General features: G+C 56.9%; 9 protein-coding genes. 2 read left to right on the top strand and 7 right to left on the bottom strand.

The genetic code is table 11. The features are described 5' to 3' along the window. Nucleotides 1–27: 27 nt before the first annotated feature. The gene (gene lptD, locus ABIE11_RS14405; protein ID WP_429184756.1) at nucleotides 28–2,376 is read right to left on the bottom strand and encodes an LPS assembly protein LptD; all 2,349 of its coding nucleotides are present in this window, start codon (nucleotides 2,374–2,376) and stop codon (nucleotides 28–30) included. 239 nt (nucleotides 2,377–2,615) lie between these two features. On the opposite strand from lptD, the gene djlA reads away from it, so the two are divergent. After that, nucleotides 2,616–3,437: a co-chaperone DjlA gene (gene djlA / locus ABIE11_RS14400; RefSeq protein ID WP_429184755.1), complete on the top strand. Its 822-nt coding sequence runs from the start codon at nucleotides 2,616–2,618 to the stop codon at nucleotides 3,435–3,437. Nucleotides 3,438–3,467: 30 nt separating this feature from the next. Here djlA and rluA read toward each other — a convergent pair whose 3' ends face one another. From rluA to araB, 6 genes are all read right to left on the bottom strand, one after another. Then, a complete protein-coding gene (rluA, locus tag ABIE11_RS14395) occupies nucleotides 3,468–4,127 on the bottom strand; it encodes a bifunctional tRNA pseudouridine(32) synthase/23S rRNA pseudouridine(746) synthase RluA (protein ID WP_429184754.1) in 660 nt (219 codons plus the stop codon). A gap of 12 nt (nucleotides 4,128–4,139) precedes the next feature. Beyond that, complete coding sequence (rapA, locus tag ABIE11_RS14390) at nucleotides 4,140–7,046, bottom strand: RNA polymerase-associated protein RapA (RefSeq protein ID WP_107702271.1); 2,907 nt, start codon at nucleotides 7,044–7,046, stop codon at nucleotides 4,140–4,142. 129 nt (nucleotides 7,047–7,175) lie between these two features. Next, on the bottom strand, nucleotides 7,176–9,533 hold the full coding sequence (polB, locus tag ABIE11_RS14385; RefSeq protein ID WP_429184753.1) for a DNA polymerase II: 2,358 nt from the start codon (nucleotides 9,531–9,533) through the stop codon (nucleotides 7,176–7,178). Between the two features lie 133 nt (nucleotides 9,534–9,666). Then, nucleotides 9,667–10,362: an L-ribulose-5-phosphate 4-epimerase gene (gene araD, locus ABIE11_RS14380; RefSeq protein ID WP_409256080.1), complete on the bottom strand. Its 696-nt coding sequence runs from the start codon at nucleotides 10,360–10,362 to the stop codon at nucleotides 9,667–9,669. Nucleotides 10,363–10,444: 82 nt separating this feature from the next. Then, a complete protein-coding gene (araA, locus tag ABIE11_RS14375; protein WP_100777664.1) occupies nucleotides 10,445–11,947 on the bottom strand; it encodes an L-arabinose isomerase in 1,503 nt (500 codons plus the stop codon). Nucleotides 11,948–11,957: 10 nt separating this feature from the next. Further along, a complete protein-coding gene (gene araB, locus ABIE11_RS14370; protein WP_429184752.1) occupies nucleotides 11,958–13,667 on the bottom strand; it encodes a ribulokinase in 1,710 nt (569 codons plus the stop codon). Between the two features lie 337 nt (nucleotides 13,668–14,004). On the opposite strand from araB, the gene araC reads away from it, so the two are divergent. After that, complete coding sequence (gene araC, locus ABIE11_RS14365; protein ID WP_100777662.1) at nucleotides 14,005–14,847, top strand: arabinose operon transcriptional regulator AraC; 843 nt, start codon at nucleotides 14,005–14,007, stop codon at nucleotides 14,845–14,847. Nucleotides 14,848–14,974 lie beyond the last annotated feature (127 nt).

The raw sequence follows: 14,974 nt of genomic DNA, 5'->3' as shown, positions 1-14,974 counted from the left end.
AGCGGATGGCGTTGTAAATCAAGCACATTACAAGGAACTACGATATGGCAGAATGTTCGAGCGCAGCATCTGCTGCGTGCCCAGGCCGTAGTTGGAACTCAGGCCGCGCAATTCGACATTGAAGCCAATGACGTTATCGTATTTGCTCTGATTATTGTCGGTATTCCAGCCGTTAAGTTTGCGCTCGTAGCCTACGCGAAGCGCATAACAGCAGGAGTTGTATTGCAAGCCAACCATCTGATCCGCAGGCTTGCTGGTGTTCGTGTCAAAGTAGTAGGCGCCCACAATGGACCAGCGATCGGCGATCGGCCAACTTGCGGCACCACCCACCTGGGAAATACCGTCTTTATACTGCTCGACGTTGGCGTAGTTTGGCAGCGTCGCCTGAATATATTCCGGGCTGGCGTAACGGTAAGTCAACTGCACCATCCGGTCTTCATCACGACGATACTCAACGCTTGCGCTGCTGGTGGCGACGTTATCCAGACGGGTATCGTACTGCAGGCCACCGCGCAGACCCCAACGATCGGTCATGCGCCAGTAGGTATCACCGGCCCACACCAGGGCACCCGTTTTATTGTCTTTCTCCCAGTTAATGTCGTCATCACCGGTACGTGCTTCAGTGAAGTAGTAGATTTGACCAACAGAAACGTTAAAACGTTCAACCGCAGCGTCATCATATACGCGAGTCGTGACGCCGGTCGTCACCTGGTTCGCGGAAGCAATACGGTCAAGTCCGCCATAGGTACGATCGCGGAACAGGCCGCTGTAGTCGGACTGGAGGAAAGAGGAGTCGTAGTTCTGGATTTTGCTCTGATCGCGATACGGCACATACAGGTACTGCATGCGCGGTTCCAGCGTTTGGGTATAGCCGTTCGCCAGGTTCATATCACGTTCGAAAATCAGCTTACCGTCCATTTTAAACTGTGGCAGCACACGGTTAACGGACTCTTCGAGATCGGTGTTGTAGCGATTGTTGTACCAGTCCAGATTCTTCTGCTGATAGTGGGTAGCCATCATCTTGGCTTCGGTATTGAGGCTAGCCCAGTCGTTAGAGAGTGGCAGATTAATGGTCGGTTCAAGGTGGACACGCGTTGCTTCCGGCATATCGGAATTGGTATTCACGAAGTGCACGGCCTGAGCATAAACACGGGTATCAAACGGACCGACGTCATTCTGCGTCCAGTTCACGTCCAGCTGTGGCTCAGCGCCGTAGGTGCTACGCGTTTGGTTGCTGAAGACCTGGAACTGCTTGGTAGAAACCGTGGCGTTGAAGTTCTGATTCGCGTAACCGACGCTGAATTTCTGCGTCGCGTAGCCATCGGTACTTGAACCGTACTTGGAATCAAAATCGTTAAAGTAGTAGGGATCACTGACTTTGGTGTAGTCGACGTTGAAACGCCAGACCTGATCCATTACACCCGAGTGCTGCCAGTAGTATAACCAGCGGTGGCGATCGCCCTCGGTCGGGTGCTCATCGTTAAACACTTTATCCGATGGCAAATAATCCAGCTCCATCAGACCTGTACCCGCTTTGGTCAAATAGCGGAACTCGTTCTGCCACTGAATATTGCCGCGCTTATGGATGTAGTGCGGCGTAATCGTGGCGTCCATGTTCGGCGCGATGTTCCAGTAGTACGGCAGGTAGAACTCAAAATAGTTCGTGGTGCTGTACTTGGCGTTCGGGATCAGGAAACCTGAACGACGCTTATCGCCGACCGGCAACTGCAAGTAGGGGCTATAAAACACCGGCACCGGGCCGAGTTTAAAGCGCGCATTCCAGATTTCCGCCACCTGCTCTTCGCGGTCGTGGATCACTTCGCTACCGACGACGCTCCAGGTGTCAGAACCTGGAAGACAAGAGGTGAAGGAGCCATTCTCCAGAATGGTGTAGCGGTTTTCACCGCGCTGTTTCATCAGGTCTGCTTTACCGCGTCCCTGGCGACCCACCATCTGGTAATCACCTTCCCAGACGTTGGTATCTTTGGTATTCAGGTTTGCCCAGCCTTTCGGACCTTTCAGGATGACCTGATTGTCGTCATAGTGCACATTGCCCAGAGCATCGACTGTGCGAACCGGCTCTGCCGCGCCCTCAGGCTGCTTTTGATGCAGCTGGACTTCGTCCGCCCGCAGACGGCTGTTGCCCTGATTAATATCGACATTGCCCGTAAATGTCGCGTTATCCGGATAATTGCCACCGGCATGGTCGGCATTAATCGTGACGGGCAAGCTATTGGTATCACCCTGCACCAATGGGCGATCATAGCTTGGGATGCCAAGCTTACACTGTGAGGCGAGATCGGCAGCCATGCCCTGTTGACTGTACAGAGCGGCGGCGATCATGGTGGCCAGGAGGGTGGGGATACGTTTTTTCATACGTTATATTTAGTGTTCCGTCATCAGTGGCTACGGCTTACAAACGCTCAGAGACTATCTTACTCATCTGCGCAGTGCCAGCGTTAATCCTGCCCGTTTACGAGTCAGAGTGTTAGGCTCGCTATCGAATGACGAGTATGATAATGCAAATTATAGGCGATGTCCCTCAATTGACCGTGGCTCGACCACTGAGATGATGGAGTTGCGTCGAATCAGGACTATGACCATACGGGGAGTCTATGCAGTATTGGGGTAAAATTATTGGCGTCGCATTCGCTTTGTTGATGGGCGCAGGATTTTGGGGCATCGTTTTGGGCCTGATTATCGGGCATATGTTCGATAAGGCGCGCAGTCGTAAAATGGCCTGGTTTGCTAACCAGCGCGAGCGTCAGGCGCTCTTTTTTGCGACCACCTTTGAAGTGATGGGGCATTTAACCAAATCGAAGGGACGCGTCACCGAAGCAGACATTCAAATTGCCAGCGTATTTATGGATCGCATGAGCCTGCACGGCGAGTCCCGCGTGGCGGCACAAAATGCGTTTCGTATCGGTAAGGCGGATAATTATCCGCTGCGCGAGAAAATGCGCCAGTTCCGCAGCATCTGTTTCGGACGCTTTGATTTAATTCGGATGTTTCTGGAAATCCAGATTCAGGCGGCGTTTGCGGATGGGTCACTGCATCCTAACGAACGCGACGTGTTGTACGTGATTGCCGAAGAGCTGGGTATCTCCCGCATGCAGTTCGACCAGTTCCTGCGCATGATGCAGGGCGGCGCGCAATTTGGTGGCGGCTATCAACACCAGCAGCAGTCTGCTGGCGGTGGCTGGCAGCAGGCGCAGCGCGACCCGACGCTGGAAGATGCGTGTAACGTACTGGGCGTGAAAGCGACCGACGATGCGACCACCATTAAACGCGCCTATCGCAAGCTGATGAGCGAACATCATCCGGATAAACTGGTGGCGAAAGGGTTACCGCCAGAGATGATGGAAATGGCGAAGCAGAAAGCGCAGGAAATTCAGAAAGCGTACGAGCTCATTAAAGAGCAGAAGGGCTTTAAATAAGCGTAAGCCCGGCACCCGCCGGGCACTACGTTAAAAATCGGCAGGAGCTTTAAACGTCATCAGATTGCCGAATTCCGGATGCGTTATCGTCAGCATCTGAGCGTGTAATTGCAGACGCGGCGCCATTGCGAGCGCTTCCGGGGTGGCGTAAAAACGGTCCCCCAGAATTGGATGGCCCAGCGCCAGCATATGCACGCGCAGCTGATGCGAACGGCCGGTAATCGGTTTGAGCAGGATACGCGCGGTGTTATCCGCAGCGTATTCAAGCACCTCATACTCGGTCTGCGCCGCCTTGCCGGTTTCAAAACAGACTTTTTGCTTAGGCCGGTTCGGCCAGTCGCAAATCAGCGGTAAATCCACCAGACCTTCCGCCTTTTCCGGGTGTCCCCAGATGCGCGCAACATACTGCTTCTTCGGTTCACGATCGCGGAACTGGCGCTTTAATTCGCGCTCAGCCGCTTTCGTCAGAGCCACCACAATCACGCCGCTGGTCGCCATATCCAGACGATGCACGGATTCTGCCTGCGGATAATCGCGCTGTACGCGCGTCATCACGCTGTCTTTGTGCTCCTCCATACGTCCCGGCACGGACAACAGGCCGCTGGGCTTGTTGACCACCATAATGTGGTCATCCTGATACAGAATGACCAGCCACGGGTCCATCGGCGGATTGTAGGTCTCCATGATCATGTCGCGCTCCGTTTACTGATGCGTCACAACGATCAGACGCAGCGCATCCAGTCGCCAGCTCGCCTGATCCAGGCTTTCCAGCACCTGCTCACGGTTGCTCTCAATGGCTGCAAGCTCGTCGTCACGGATGTTTGGATTCACCGCGCGTAACGCTTCCAGACGCGACAGCTCGGCAGAGAGCTTTTCGTCAGCTTCGCTGCGAGCCGCATCAATCAGTGCGCGCGCGGCTTTCTCAATCTGCGCTTCACCCTGCTGCAAAATGGCATGCACATCCTGCTGGACCGCATTCACCAGTTTGCTGCCCGTGTGACGGTTAACGGCACTCAACTGGCGGTTAAAGCTCTCAAACTCGACCTGCGCGGCGAGGTTAGTGCCGTTTTTGTCGAGCATCAAACGCACCGGGGTGGCGGGCAGGAAGCGGTTGAGCTGCAGCTGTTTCGGCGCTTGCGCCTCAACCACGTAGATCAGCTCAAGCAGCAGCGTCCCAACGGGCAGCGCTTTGTTTTTCAACAGGGAAATGGTGCTGCTGCCGGTATCGCCGGACAGAATCAAATCCAGACCGTTGCGGATAAGCGGGTGTTCCCAGGTGATGAACTGCGCATCTTCGCGGGAAAGGGCTACGTCACGCTCGAAGGTGATGGTGCAGCCATCTTCCGGCAGGCCAGGGAAATCCGGGACCAGCATATGATCGGACGGCGTCAGCACAATCATGTTCTCGCCGCGATCGTCCTGGTTGATACCAACGATATCAAACAGGTTCATCGCGAAGCTGATCAGGCTGGTGTCGTCGTCCTGCTCTTCGATGCTCTCGGCAAGCTGCTGCGCTTTCTCGCCGCCGTTGGAGTGGATCTCCAGCAGACGGTCACGCCCTTGCTCCAGCTGCAGTTTCAGCGCGTCGTGTTTTTCGCGACAGGATTTGATTAGATCGTCAAAGCCTTCGGTCTCTTCCGGTGCCGCCAGATACCCAATCAGATCGCTGTGCACCTGATCGTAAATGGTGCGCCCGGTCGGGCAGGTGTGTTCAAACGCGTCCAGACCTTCGTGGAACCAACGCACCAGTACCGACTGGGCGGTTTTTTCCAGGAACGGAACGTGGATCTGAATATCATGAGCCTGGCCGATACGGTCCAGACGGCCAATACGCTGCTCCAGCAGATCCGGGTTAAACGGCAGATCGAACATCACCAGATGGCTGGCGAACTGGAAGTTACGGCCTTCGGAGCCGATTTCGGAGCAGAGCAGCACCTGCGCGCCGCTGTCCTCTTCACCGAACCAGGCCGCCGCGCGGTCGCGTTCGATGATCGACATCCCTTCGTGGAACACGGCAGCGCGGATACCTTCGCGCTCGCGCAGGACTTGCTCCAGCTGCAGCGCGGTGGCCGCTTTGGCGCAAATCACCAGCACTTTCTGCGAGCGGTGAGCGGTCAGATAGCCCATCAGCCATTCGACGCGTGGATCGAAGTTCCACCAGGTGCCGGTATCGCCTTCAAATTCCTGATAAATCTGTTCCGGATAGAGCATATCGCGCGCGCGCTCTTCAGCACTTTTGCGCGCCCCCATGATGCCAGAGACTTTAATCGCGGTTTGATACTGTGTCGGCAGCGGCAGCTTGATGGTGTGCAGCTCGCGTTTCGGGAAGCCTTTCACGCCGTTACGGGTGTTACGGAACAGCACGCGGCTGGTGCCGTGGCGGTCCATCAACATGGAGACCAGCTCTTGACGCGCGGTTTCCGCGTCGTCGCGGTCGCTGTTGGCGGCGTGCAGCAGTGGCTCAATATCCTGCTCGCCAATCAGCTCGCTCAGGGTGTTGAGTTCATCGTTGGACAGGTGCTTACCAGCCAGCAGCAGGGCGACCGCATCGGCAACCGGGCGGTAGTTTTGCTGCTCTTCGACAAACACAGAGAAATCGTGGAAACGGTTAGGATCGAGCAGGCGCAGACGCGCAAAGTGGCTTTCCAGCCCCAGTTGCTCCGGCGTAGCGGTCAGCAGCAGGATACCCGGCACGCGTTCGGCCAGCTGTTCGATCGCCATATATTCACGGCTGGGCGCATCTTCGCTCCAGACCAGGTGGTGAGCTTCATCGACGACCATCAGATCCCACTCGGCATCGCACAGATGCTCAAGGCGTTGCTTGCTGCGGCGCACAAAGTCCAGAGAGCAGATCACCAGCTGTTCTGTTTCGAACGGATTATCGGCATCGTGCTGGGCTTCGGCGTAGCGCTCGTCGTCAAACAGGGAGAAGCGCAAGTTGAAGCGGCGCAACATCTCGACCAGCCACTGGTGTTGCAGGGTTTCAGGCACCACGATAAGCACGCGCTCGGCAGCGCCGGAGAGCAGCTGTTGATGCAGGATCATCCCCGCTTCGATGGTTTTACCGAGACCGACTTCATCAGCCAGCAGCACGCGTGGCGCATGGCGACGGCCAACGTCGTGGGCGATGTTCAGCTGGTGCGGGATCAGGCTGGTACGCTGACCACGCAGGCCGCTCCACGGCATGCGGTACTGTTCGCTCTGGAATTTACGCGCGCGATAGCGCAGGGCAAAACGGTCCATGCGGTCGATCTGACCGGCAAACAGACGGTCCTGCGGCTTGCTGAAGACCAGTCGGCTGTCGAGCAGCACTTCGCGCAGGATGACATTTGTTTCTTCCGTGTCGACTCGCGTACCGATGTAGGCGAGGATCCCGTTCTCTTCTTTTACGTCTTCAATCTTCAGCTGCCAGCCTTCATGGCTGGTAACGGTGTCACCCGGGTTAAACATGACGCGGGTAACAGGGGAGTCATTGCGTGCATACAGACGGTTTTCACCCGTGGCCGGGAAAAGGATAGTGACCATGCGCGCATCCAGCGCTACCACAGTTCCTAATCCAAGCTCGCTTTCTGTATCGCTGATCCAGCGTTGACCAAGTGTAAAAGGCATAGTTGTTTGGCTCTAATCTTTAATTGCAGGCAATAGTTCGACCACCGTCGCAAAGTGACGGCCATCGAAAAATGGGTCCGGGAATGGAAAGGGCGCTATGGTACTGGATGGCGGCGTTTTCGTCACGCGTCAAAATAGCCCCAGTTGCCCTGTCATGAGTGTAGCAAAATCATCGTCGACAAAAGGTAAAATTCCATCGGCGACAGGCATAAGCTGTCGCGTCAGATAGTGATCGTAGTCCAGAGGCGAGTGCTGATAATCCACCGGTTCCGGGCCGCTGGTGGTCCAGACGTATTTAATGGTGCCGCGATTTTGATACTGCGGCGCGCGGCCGCGACGTACGTTCTCTTCATCGGCCAGCCGCGCGGCGCGAACATGCGGCGGCATATTGCGTTGATACTCCGCCAGCGGGCGGCGCAGGCGCTTGCGATAGACCAGCTGGCTGTCCAGCTCACCGGCCAGCAGGCTAGCGATAGTCTCGCGGACATAATCCTGATACGGCTCGTTGCGGAACACGCGCAGATAGAGCGTTTGCTGGAACTGTTGCGCCAGTGGCGTCCAGTCGGTTCGCACCGTTTCCAGCCCTTTAAACACCATGCGCTGGCTCTCGCCCTCCTGAATCAAACCGGCGTAACGCTTCTTGCTGCCCTGCTCGGTACCGCGAATTGTCGGCATCAAAAAGCGGCTGAAATGGGTTTCAAATTCCAGCTCTAACGCGCTGGTTAACCGCTCTTTTTGCAAATGATTGCGCCACCAGTCGTTGACGAACGCCACCAGATTTTGGCCGATTTGCGCGGCGTCCTCTTCGCTGTGAGCGCCTTTCAGCCAGACGAACGTTGAGTCCGTGTCGCCGTAAATCACGTCATAGCCCTGGGATTCCACCAGCGCTTTGGTCTGGCGCATGATTTCATGCCCGCGCATGGTGATCGACGAGGCGAGACGGGGATCGAAGAACCGACAGGCGCTGGTGCCGAGCACGCCATAAAAGGCGTTCATGATGATCTTCAGCGCCTGAGAAAGCGGTTTATTGTGCTGACGCTTGGCCTCCTCACGCCCGTGCCAGATTTGGCCGACGATTTCAGGCAGGCAGTGCTTTTCCCGCGAGAAACGCGCGCCGAGAAATCCTTCGGTGCTGTGCGCCTCATCCGGCTGGGCCATCCCCTCGACCAGGCCGACGGGATCGATCAGAAAGGTGCGAATGATCGACGGATAGAGGCTTTTATAATCCAGCACCAGGACCGAGTCATACAGGCCAGGCCTGGAGTCCATCACATAGCCGCCAGGGCTAGCCTGAGGCGGGACCTCGCCAAGATTTGGCGCGACATAGCCCGCGCGGTGCATGCGTGGAATATACAGATGGCCGAACGCAGCGACGGAACCGCCGTGACGATCGATCGCCAGGCCGTTGACGGTCGCGCGCTCCAGCAGGAACGGCATGATCTCCGTTTTGTGGAAAATCCGCGTCACCAGCTCGCAGTCCTTCAGGTTATAAGTGGCCAGCGCCGGTTTGTCTTCATTGAAGCGCCGGTCAATCTCATCCATCCGATCCCAGGGATTGTCGATGGATTTCCCTTCGCCGAGCAGCTCCTGAGAGACGGCTTCCAGCGAAAACGAGGAGAAACTCCAGAAGGCGGATTTAAGCGCGTCGATACCGTCGATAATCACCCGCCCGTTAGCCTGCGCGAAGAACACGCCATTCTTAAAACCGTGCTCGCGCCACTCCAGCTCGCTGTTGCCGCGGCCCAGCATCAGCGGAATACGGTAACGCTCGGCATGCTTTTGCAGCACGCGCAGGTCAAACTGCACCACATTCCAGCCAATCAGGACATCAGGATCGTGAATGGCAAACCACTGGTTTAGCTTTTCAATCAACTGTGGGCGGCTGGTGACGTACTCCAGCTCAAAATCGAGGGCTGACGCATCACCGTTTGGCGGCCCGAGCATATAGACAATTCGCTGCCCGCAGCCTTCAAGGCCGATGCAATACAGTTCGCCGTGGCGCGTGGTTTCGATATCCAGCGACACCCATTTCAGGGGCGGTCGGTAGTGGGGATTGGGTTTGAGGCGGGCGTTGAGCAGTTTGCCGCCCTGCGGCGTGCCGTCGACCCAGACGGGAGCGGTAATAAAACGCTCCATCAGGAAACGTTCCGGCGGGCGAATATCCGCTTCGTACAGCGTTACTCCGGCTTCTCGCAGCAGCTTTTCAAAGCGCATCAGCTGGCGATGGGCGCGGCAGTAAAGCCCGTAAACGGGCTGGCGGTGGAAATCGTTCAGCTCAAGCGGCGTAATACGCCAGCCGTTTTCCCCGCGTAACACCTCGCGCGTTTTTTCGACGTGCTGTTCCGGGATAAACGCCACGGACTCCTGTGGCGGCAGCGTGACGTTCAGCGGACCCTCGTCCGTCGCCAGCCAGAATTCCACTTCAGTACCCTGCGGCGTATCCCGCCAGTGTCGGGTCAGTAAAAAGCCTTCTCGCGCCTGCGTCACACACCGTCATCCCAAAAAACAAAACCAGGCGTGATTATAGCCTGGTTACGGATTTTTTGCTGGGTTTATATACAGGTGTGATTTTGCCGGATGGCGCTGAGCTTATCCGGCCAATAATGTCCCTGTTCCCGATTTACTGCCCGTAATACGCCTTCGCACCGTGCTTGCGCAGATAGTGTTTATCCAGCAGGGTTTGCTGCATATCCGGAAGCTGTGGCGCCAGCTGGCGGCAGAAGATCCCCATATAGGCGACCTCTTCCAGCACGATGGCGTTATGCACCGCATCTTCGGCGTTTTTGCCCCACGCAAATGGCCCGTGAGAGTGCACCAGCACGCCCGGCATTTGCGCCGCATCGATTCCCGCTTTTTCAAAGGTTTCGACGATCACGTTGCCCGTTTCCCACTCATACTCACCGTCAATTTCCGCATCGGTCATTTTACGGGTGCAGGGGATGGTGCCGTAAAAATAGTCGGCATGGGTCGTGCCCGTCGCCGGAATGGATTGTCCGGCCTGCGCCCAGATGGTGGCGTGGCGCGAGTGGGTATGCACGATACCGCCAATCGACGGGAACGACTGATAGAGCAGGCGATGGGTTGGCGTATCGGAAGAGGGCTTTTTCTTCCCTTCGACCACTTCGCCGGTTGCGATGCTCACCACCACCATATCCTCGGCGGTCATCACGCTGTAATCCACGCCGGACGGCTTAATCACAAACACCCCTTTCTCCCGATCGACAGCGCTGACGTTGCCCCAGGTGAGGGTGACGAGATGGTGTTTCGGCAGGGCCAGGTTGGCTTCCAGCACCTGTTGCTTTAATGCTTCAAGCATTCTGTTCTCCTTGCCGGATGGCACTTTGCTTATCCGGCCTGGGTTTATAAGCCCGGCAGACGACGTGCCGCCGGGCACGTGCTTAACGTTTTGAACCGTAATAGACTTCGTTCCAGCGCAGTGCGTCTTTAAACGCTGGCAGACGGGTGTCGTTATCGATGACGGTCAGCTCGATGTCGTGCAGCTCCGCGAACTGGCGCATATCGTTCAGATCCAGCGAGTGGCTGAAGACCGTGTGGTGCGCGCCACCGGCCACGATCCAGGCTTCAGACGCGGTCGGCAGGTCCGGCTGCGCTTTCCACAGGGCGTTCGCGACGGGCAGTTTCGGCAATGAATGCGGGGTCTCCACGGCATCCACGCAGTTCACCAGCAGGCGGAAACGATCGCCCAGATCGATCAGGCTGGCATTTATCGCCGGGCCGGTGCGGGTGTTGAAGATCAGACGGGCCGGATCGGCCTTGCCGCCAATCCCCAGGTACTGCACGTCGAGGATCGGTTTCTCTTCGACGGCGATGGATGGACACACTTCCAGCATGTGCGAGCCGAGCACCAGATCGTTGCCGTTCTCGAAGTGGTAGGTGTAATCCTCCATAAATGAGGTGCCGCCCTGCAGACCGGTCGACATCACCTTCATGATGCGAAGGAGGGCGGCGGTTTTCCAGTCGCCTTCGCCCGCAAAGCCGTAGCCTTGCTGCATCAGACGTTGTACCGCCAGGCCTGGCAGTTGTTTCAGGCCGTGCAGGTCTTCAAATGTGGTGGTAAAGGCGTGGAAGCCGCCCTGTTCCAGGAAGCGTTTCATCCCCAGTTCAATGCGCGCCGCATCGATGACGTTCTGCCGTTTATCGCCGTTGATCTGCGCCGCAGCGGTCAGGCGGTAGCTGCTTTCGTATTCGTCCACCAGCGCGCTGATATCGCCGTCGCTGATTTCGTTCACCACCTGCACCAGATCGCCCACGGCCCAGGTGTTAACGGAGAAACCAAATTTAATCTGTGCAGCGACTTTATCGCCGTCCGTCACTGCGACTTCGCGCATGTTGTCGCCAAAACGCACCACTTTCAGATGACGAGTATCCTGTTTGGAGACCGCCTGGCGCATCCACGAGCCGATGCGCTGCTGCGCGTGTTGATCCTGCCAGTGGCCGGTCACTACCCCGTGCTGCTGACGCATACGCGCGCCGATAAAGCCAAACTCGCGGCCGCCGTGCGCGGTCTGGTTCAGGTTCATAAAGTCCATATCGATGCTGTCCCATGGCAGGGAAGCGTTGAACTGGGTATGGAACTGCAGCAGCGGTTTGTTGAGGATGGTCAGGCCGTTGATCCACATCTTGGCCGGAGAGAAGGTGTGCAGCCATACCACCATCCCGGCGCATTTGTCGTCGTAGTTCGCGTCGCGGCAGATGTGGGTGATTTCGTCTGGCGTAGTCCCGAGCGGTTTCAGCACCAGTTTGCACGGCAGTTTGGCCTCAGCATTGAGAGCGTTAACCACATGTTCCGCGTGTTTCGTCACCTGTTGCAGCGCTTCCGGGCCGTATAAATGCTGGCTGCCAATGACAAACCACACTTCATAATTGTTAAAAATGCTCATTATCGTGTCCTTAATGTGTCAGGGTTGCCGGTTTTTCCGCGGTGTTTTTGGCCGGGGCGGCGACAGGGAGATAGTGTTGTTCGGCGCTTTTCGACCATTGCAGGTAGCGCTGATAAAGCTGCTCGAAGCGTTGGGCCTGCTGAGGGCGCGGCTGGAGCGTGCTCTCGACGGCGCTCGCCATGTGCTGTTGAGCGGTCGGAATATCTGCGTGCACACCCGCCGCGACTGCCGCGAAAATGGCGGCCCCCAGGGCACAGCACTGATCGGAGGCGACGATCTGCAGCGGACGGTTCAGCACGTCGCAGCAGGCCTGCATGATCACCGGGTTTTTACGCGCGATGCCGCCGAGCGCCATCACTTCGTTCACGGCGATGCCCTGCTCGGTGAAACACTCCATGATGGCGCGCGCGCCAAAGGCGGTGGCCGCAATCAGACCGCCAAACAGCGCAGGGGCATCGGTTGCCAGGTTGAGATCGGTAATCACGCCTTTAAGACGCTGATTGGCAAACGGCGTACGACGACCGTTGAACCAGTCGAGCACCACCGGGAGATGATCGAGGGACGGGTTTTTCGCCCAGGCTTCCGTCAGTTGCGGGAGAAGCTGTTTTTTGCTGGCCGCGATCTGCGCTTTCAGCTCCGGATGCGTTTCCGCCAGCTGATCCAGCGGCCAGCCGAGCACGCGGCCAAACCAGGCGTAGATATCGCCGAAAGCGGATTGTCCGGCCTCCAGCCCGATAAAATCAGGGACCACGCTACCGTCCACCTGGCCGCAAATACCTTTCACGGCGCGGTCGCCTACGCTGGCTTTATCAGCGGTGAGGATGTCGCAGGTGGAAGTGCCAATCACTTTTACCAGCGTATTAGGCTGTGCGCCCGCGCCGACGGCACCCATATGGCAGTCGAACGCGCCGCCGGAAATCGCCACGTTTTGCGGCAAGCCCAGACGCTGCGCCCACTCTGCGCTCAGGGTTCCGACCGGAATGTCGGCGGTATAAGTGTCGGTAAACAGCGGATATTTCAGGCTTTGATTGATAATCGGATCAAGTTCATCAAAGAACGCGGCAGGAGGCAGCCCGCCCCAGCTCTCATGCCACAGGGATTTATGCCCGGCGCTGCAGCGTCCACGGCGAATATCCTGCGGGCGGGTGGTGCCCGACAGCAGGGCCGGTACCCAGTCGCACAGCTCAATCCATGACACGGCGGCCTGCGCCACGTCACGGTCGGCACGGGTGACGTGCAAAATCTTGGCCCAGAACCATTCGCTGGAATAAATGCCGCCAATGTAGCGGGAGTAGTCCGCTTTTCCAGGCTGATGGCACAAACGGGTGATGGCTTCCGCTTCTTCAACCGCAGTATGGTCTTTCCACAACACAAACATAGCGTTCGGGTTGTCGGCAAACTCAGAGCGCAGCGCCAGCACGCGGCCTTCGGCATCGACGGGAGCAGGCGTTGAGCCGGTGCTGTCCACGCCAATACCGACGATCTGTGCGCGCTGATCTTCGCTCAATTCGGCCAGAACGGTTTTGATCGCCGCTTCCATCGATTCGATGTAATCGCGCGGATGATGGCGGAACTGATTATTTGGCGCATCGCAATAACGCCCCTCTTGCCAGCGCGGATACCACTCAACGCTGGTCGCTATCTCCTGGCCCGTACGACACTCCACCGCCAGAGCGCGTACTGAGTCACTGCCAAAATCGAGGCCAATCGCAATTGCCATTTATGTTGCTCCATCAAAAAACGGGTATGGATCAACATTAGAGATTGAGGGAGAAAATCGTCAGGCAGGATCCGCTAATCTTATGGATTAAATTGCTGTTGAGGTGGAAAGTGTGACGTTGTGCAAATATTCAATGTGGACATTTCTGCCGCAGTTATAGACACTTTTGTTACTGCTGATTTGCACGAGATCGTGGATGAATCTGGGGTAAAGGCCGAGACAAAGCGGAGTTAAAAGAGAGGGCAGGCGATGTGATTCTCTTAACGACCCGTTTTTATACCGCTTTTATAGATATGGACAATTTGTTTCCTTATTGACCGTCGGGAGTGACCTGTTTATGGCCGAAACACAAAACGATCCCCTGTTGCCGGGGTACTCCTTCAACGCCCATCTGGTGGCGGGGCTGACCCCTATCGAAGCCGAGGGTTACCTCGACTTTTTCGTCGACCGCCCGCTGGGCATGAAAGGCTATATCCTGAATATCACTGTGCGCGGTGAGGGGGTGATCAAAAATAACGATCGGCAATTTGTCTGTCGCCCTGGCGATATTTTGCTGTTCCCGCCGGGAGAAATTCACCACTACGGCCGCCACCCCGATGCAAAAGAGTGGTATCACCAGTGGGTCTATTTCCGCCCGCGCGCTTACTGGCAGGAGTGGCTGGCCTGGCCGTCGATTTTCGCCCACACCGGTTTTTACCGGCCCGACGAAGCGCATCAGGCGCAGTTCCGCGAGCTTTTTGCCCAGATCATCGAAGCCCAGGCTGGCGGGCGTTACGCCGAGCTGCTGGCGATTAATCTGCTCGAACAGTTGTTGCTGCGGCGCATGGAGGCGATTAACGCCTCCCTTAATCCGCCGCTGGACAATCGCGTGCGCGACGCCTGCCAGTACATCAGCGATCATCTGTCGGACAGCCAGTTTGATATCGCGGGGGTCGCGCAGCACGTCTGCCTGTCGCCGTCGCGCCTGTCGCACCTCTTCCGTCAGCAGTTGGGGGTGAGCGTTCTGAGCTGGCGCGAGGATCAGCGCATCAGTCAGGCCAAACTGCTTCTCAGCACCACGCGTATGCCGATTGCCACCGTGGGGCGTAACGTCGGCTTTGAGGATCAGCTCTATTTTTCCCGCGTCTTCAAGAAATGCACCGGCGCCAGCCCGAGCGAATTCCGCGCCGGATGTGAGTAAAACGTAAATAAAACGAAACAAACAGGTGAAGTCTGGCGGCACCCGGTAAACTATTCAGACAATTGTTGTCTTGACGAGGCAGGAAGCACTTCGCAGAATCCCTGCTCTGTTATCTGACCGGAATCGT

Origin of the sequence: Lelliottia sp. 489 (genome assembly GCF_050435885.1) — a bacterium.
In the GTDB taxonomy this organism is placed as follows: Bacteria; Pseudomonadota; Gammaproteobacteria; order Enterobacterales; family Enterobacteriaceae; genus Enterobacter; species Enterobacter nimipressuralis.
This window is presented reverse-complemented; position numbering and strand designations above follow the sequence as displayed.

Bases quoted from the DNA above. Each gene is read 5' to 3' on its own strand.
- lptD (WP_429184756.1), bottom strand. From the start codon at position 2,376: ATGAAAAAACGTATCCCCACCCTCCTGGCCACCATGATCGCCGCCGCT.
- djlA (WP_429184755.1), top strand. From the start codon at position 2,616: ATGCAGTATTGGGGTAAAATTATTGGCGTCGCATTCGCTTTGTTGATG.
- rluA (WP_429184754.1), bottom strand. From the start codon at position 4,127: ATGATCATGGAGACCTACAATCCGCCGATGGACCCGTGGCTGGTCATT.
- rapA (WP_107702271.1), bottom strand. From the start codon at position 7,046: ATGCCTTTTACACTTGGTCAACGCTGGATCAGCGATACAGAAAGCGAG.
- araD (WP_409256080.1), bottom strand. From the start codon at position 10,362: ATGCTTGAAGCATTAAAGCAACAGGTGCTGGAAGCCAACCTGGCCCTG.
- araA (WP_100777664.1), bottom strand. From the start codon at position 11,947: ATGAGCATTTTTAACAATTATGAAGTGTGGTTTGTCATTGGCAGCCAG.
- araB (WP_429184752.1), bottom strand. From the start codon at position 13,667: ATGGCAATTGCGATTGGCCTCGATTTTGGCAGTGACTCAGTACGCGCT.
- araC (WP_100777662.1), top strand. From the start codon at position 14,005: ATGGCCGAAACACAAAACGATCCCCTGTTGCCGGGGTACTCCTTCAAC.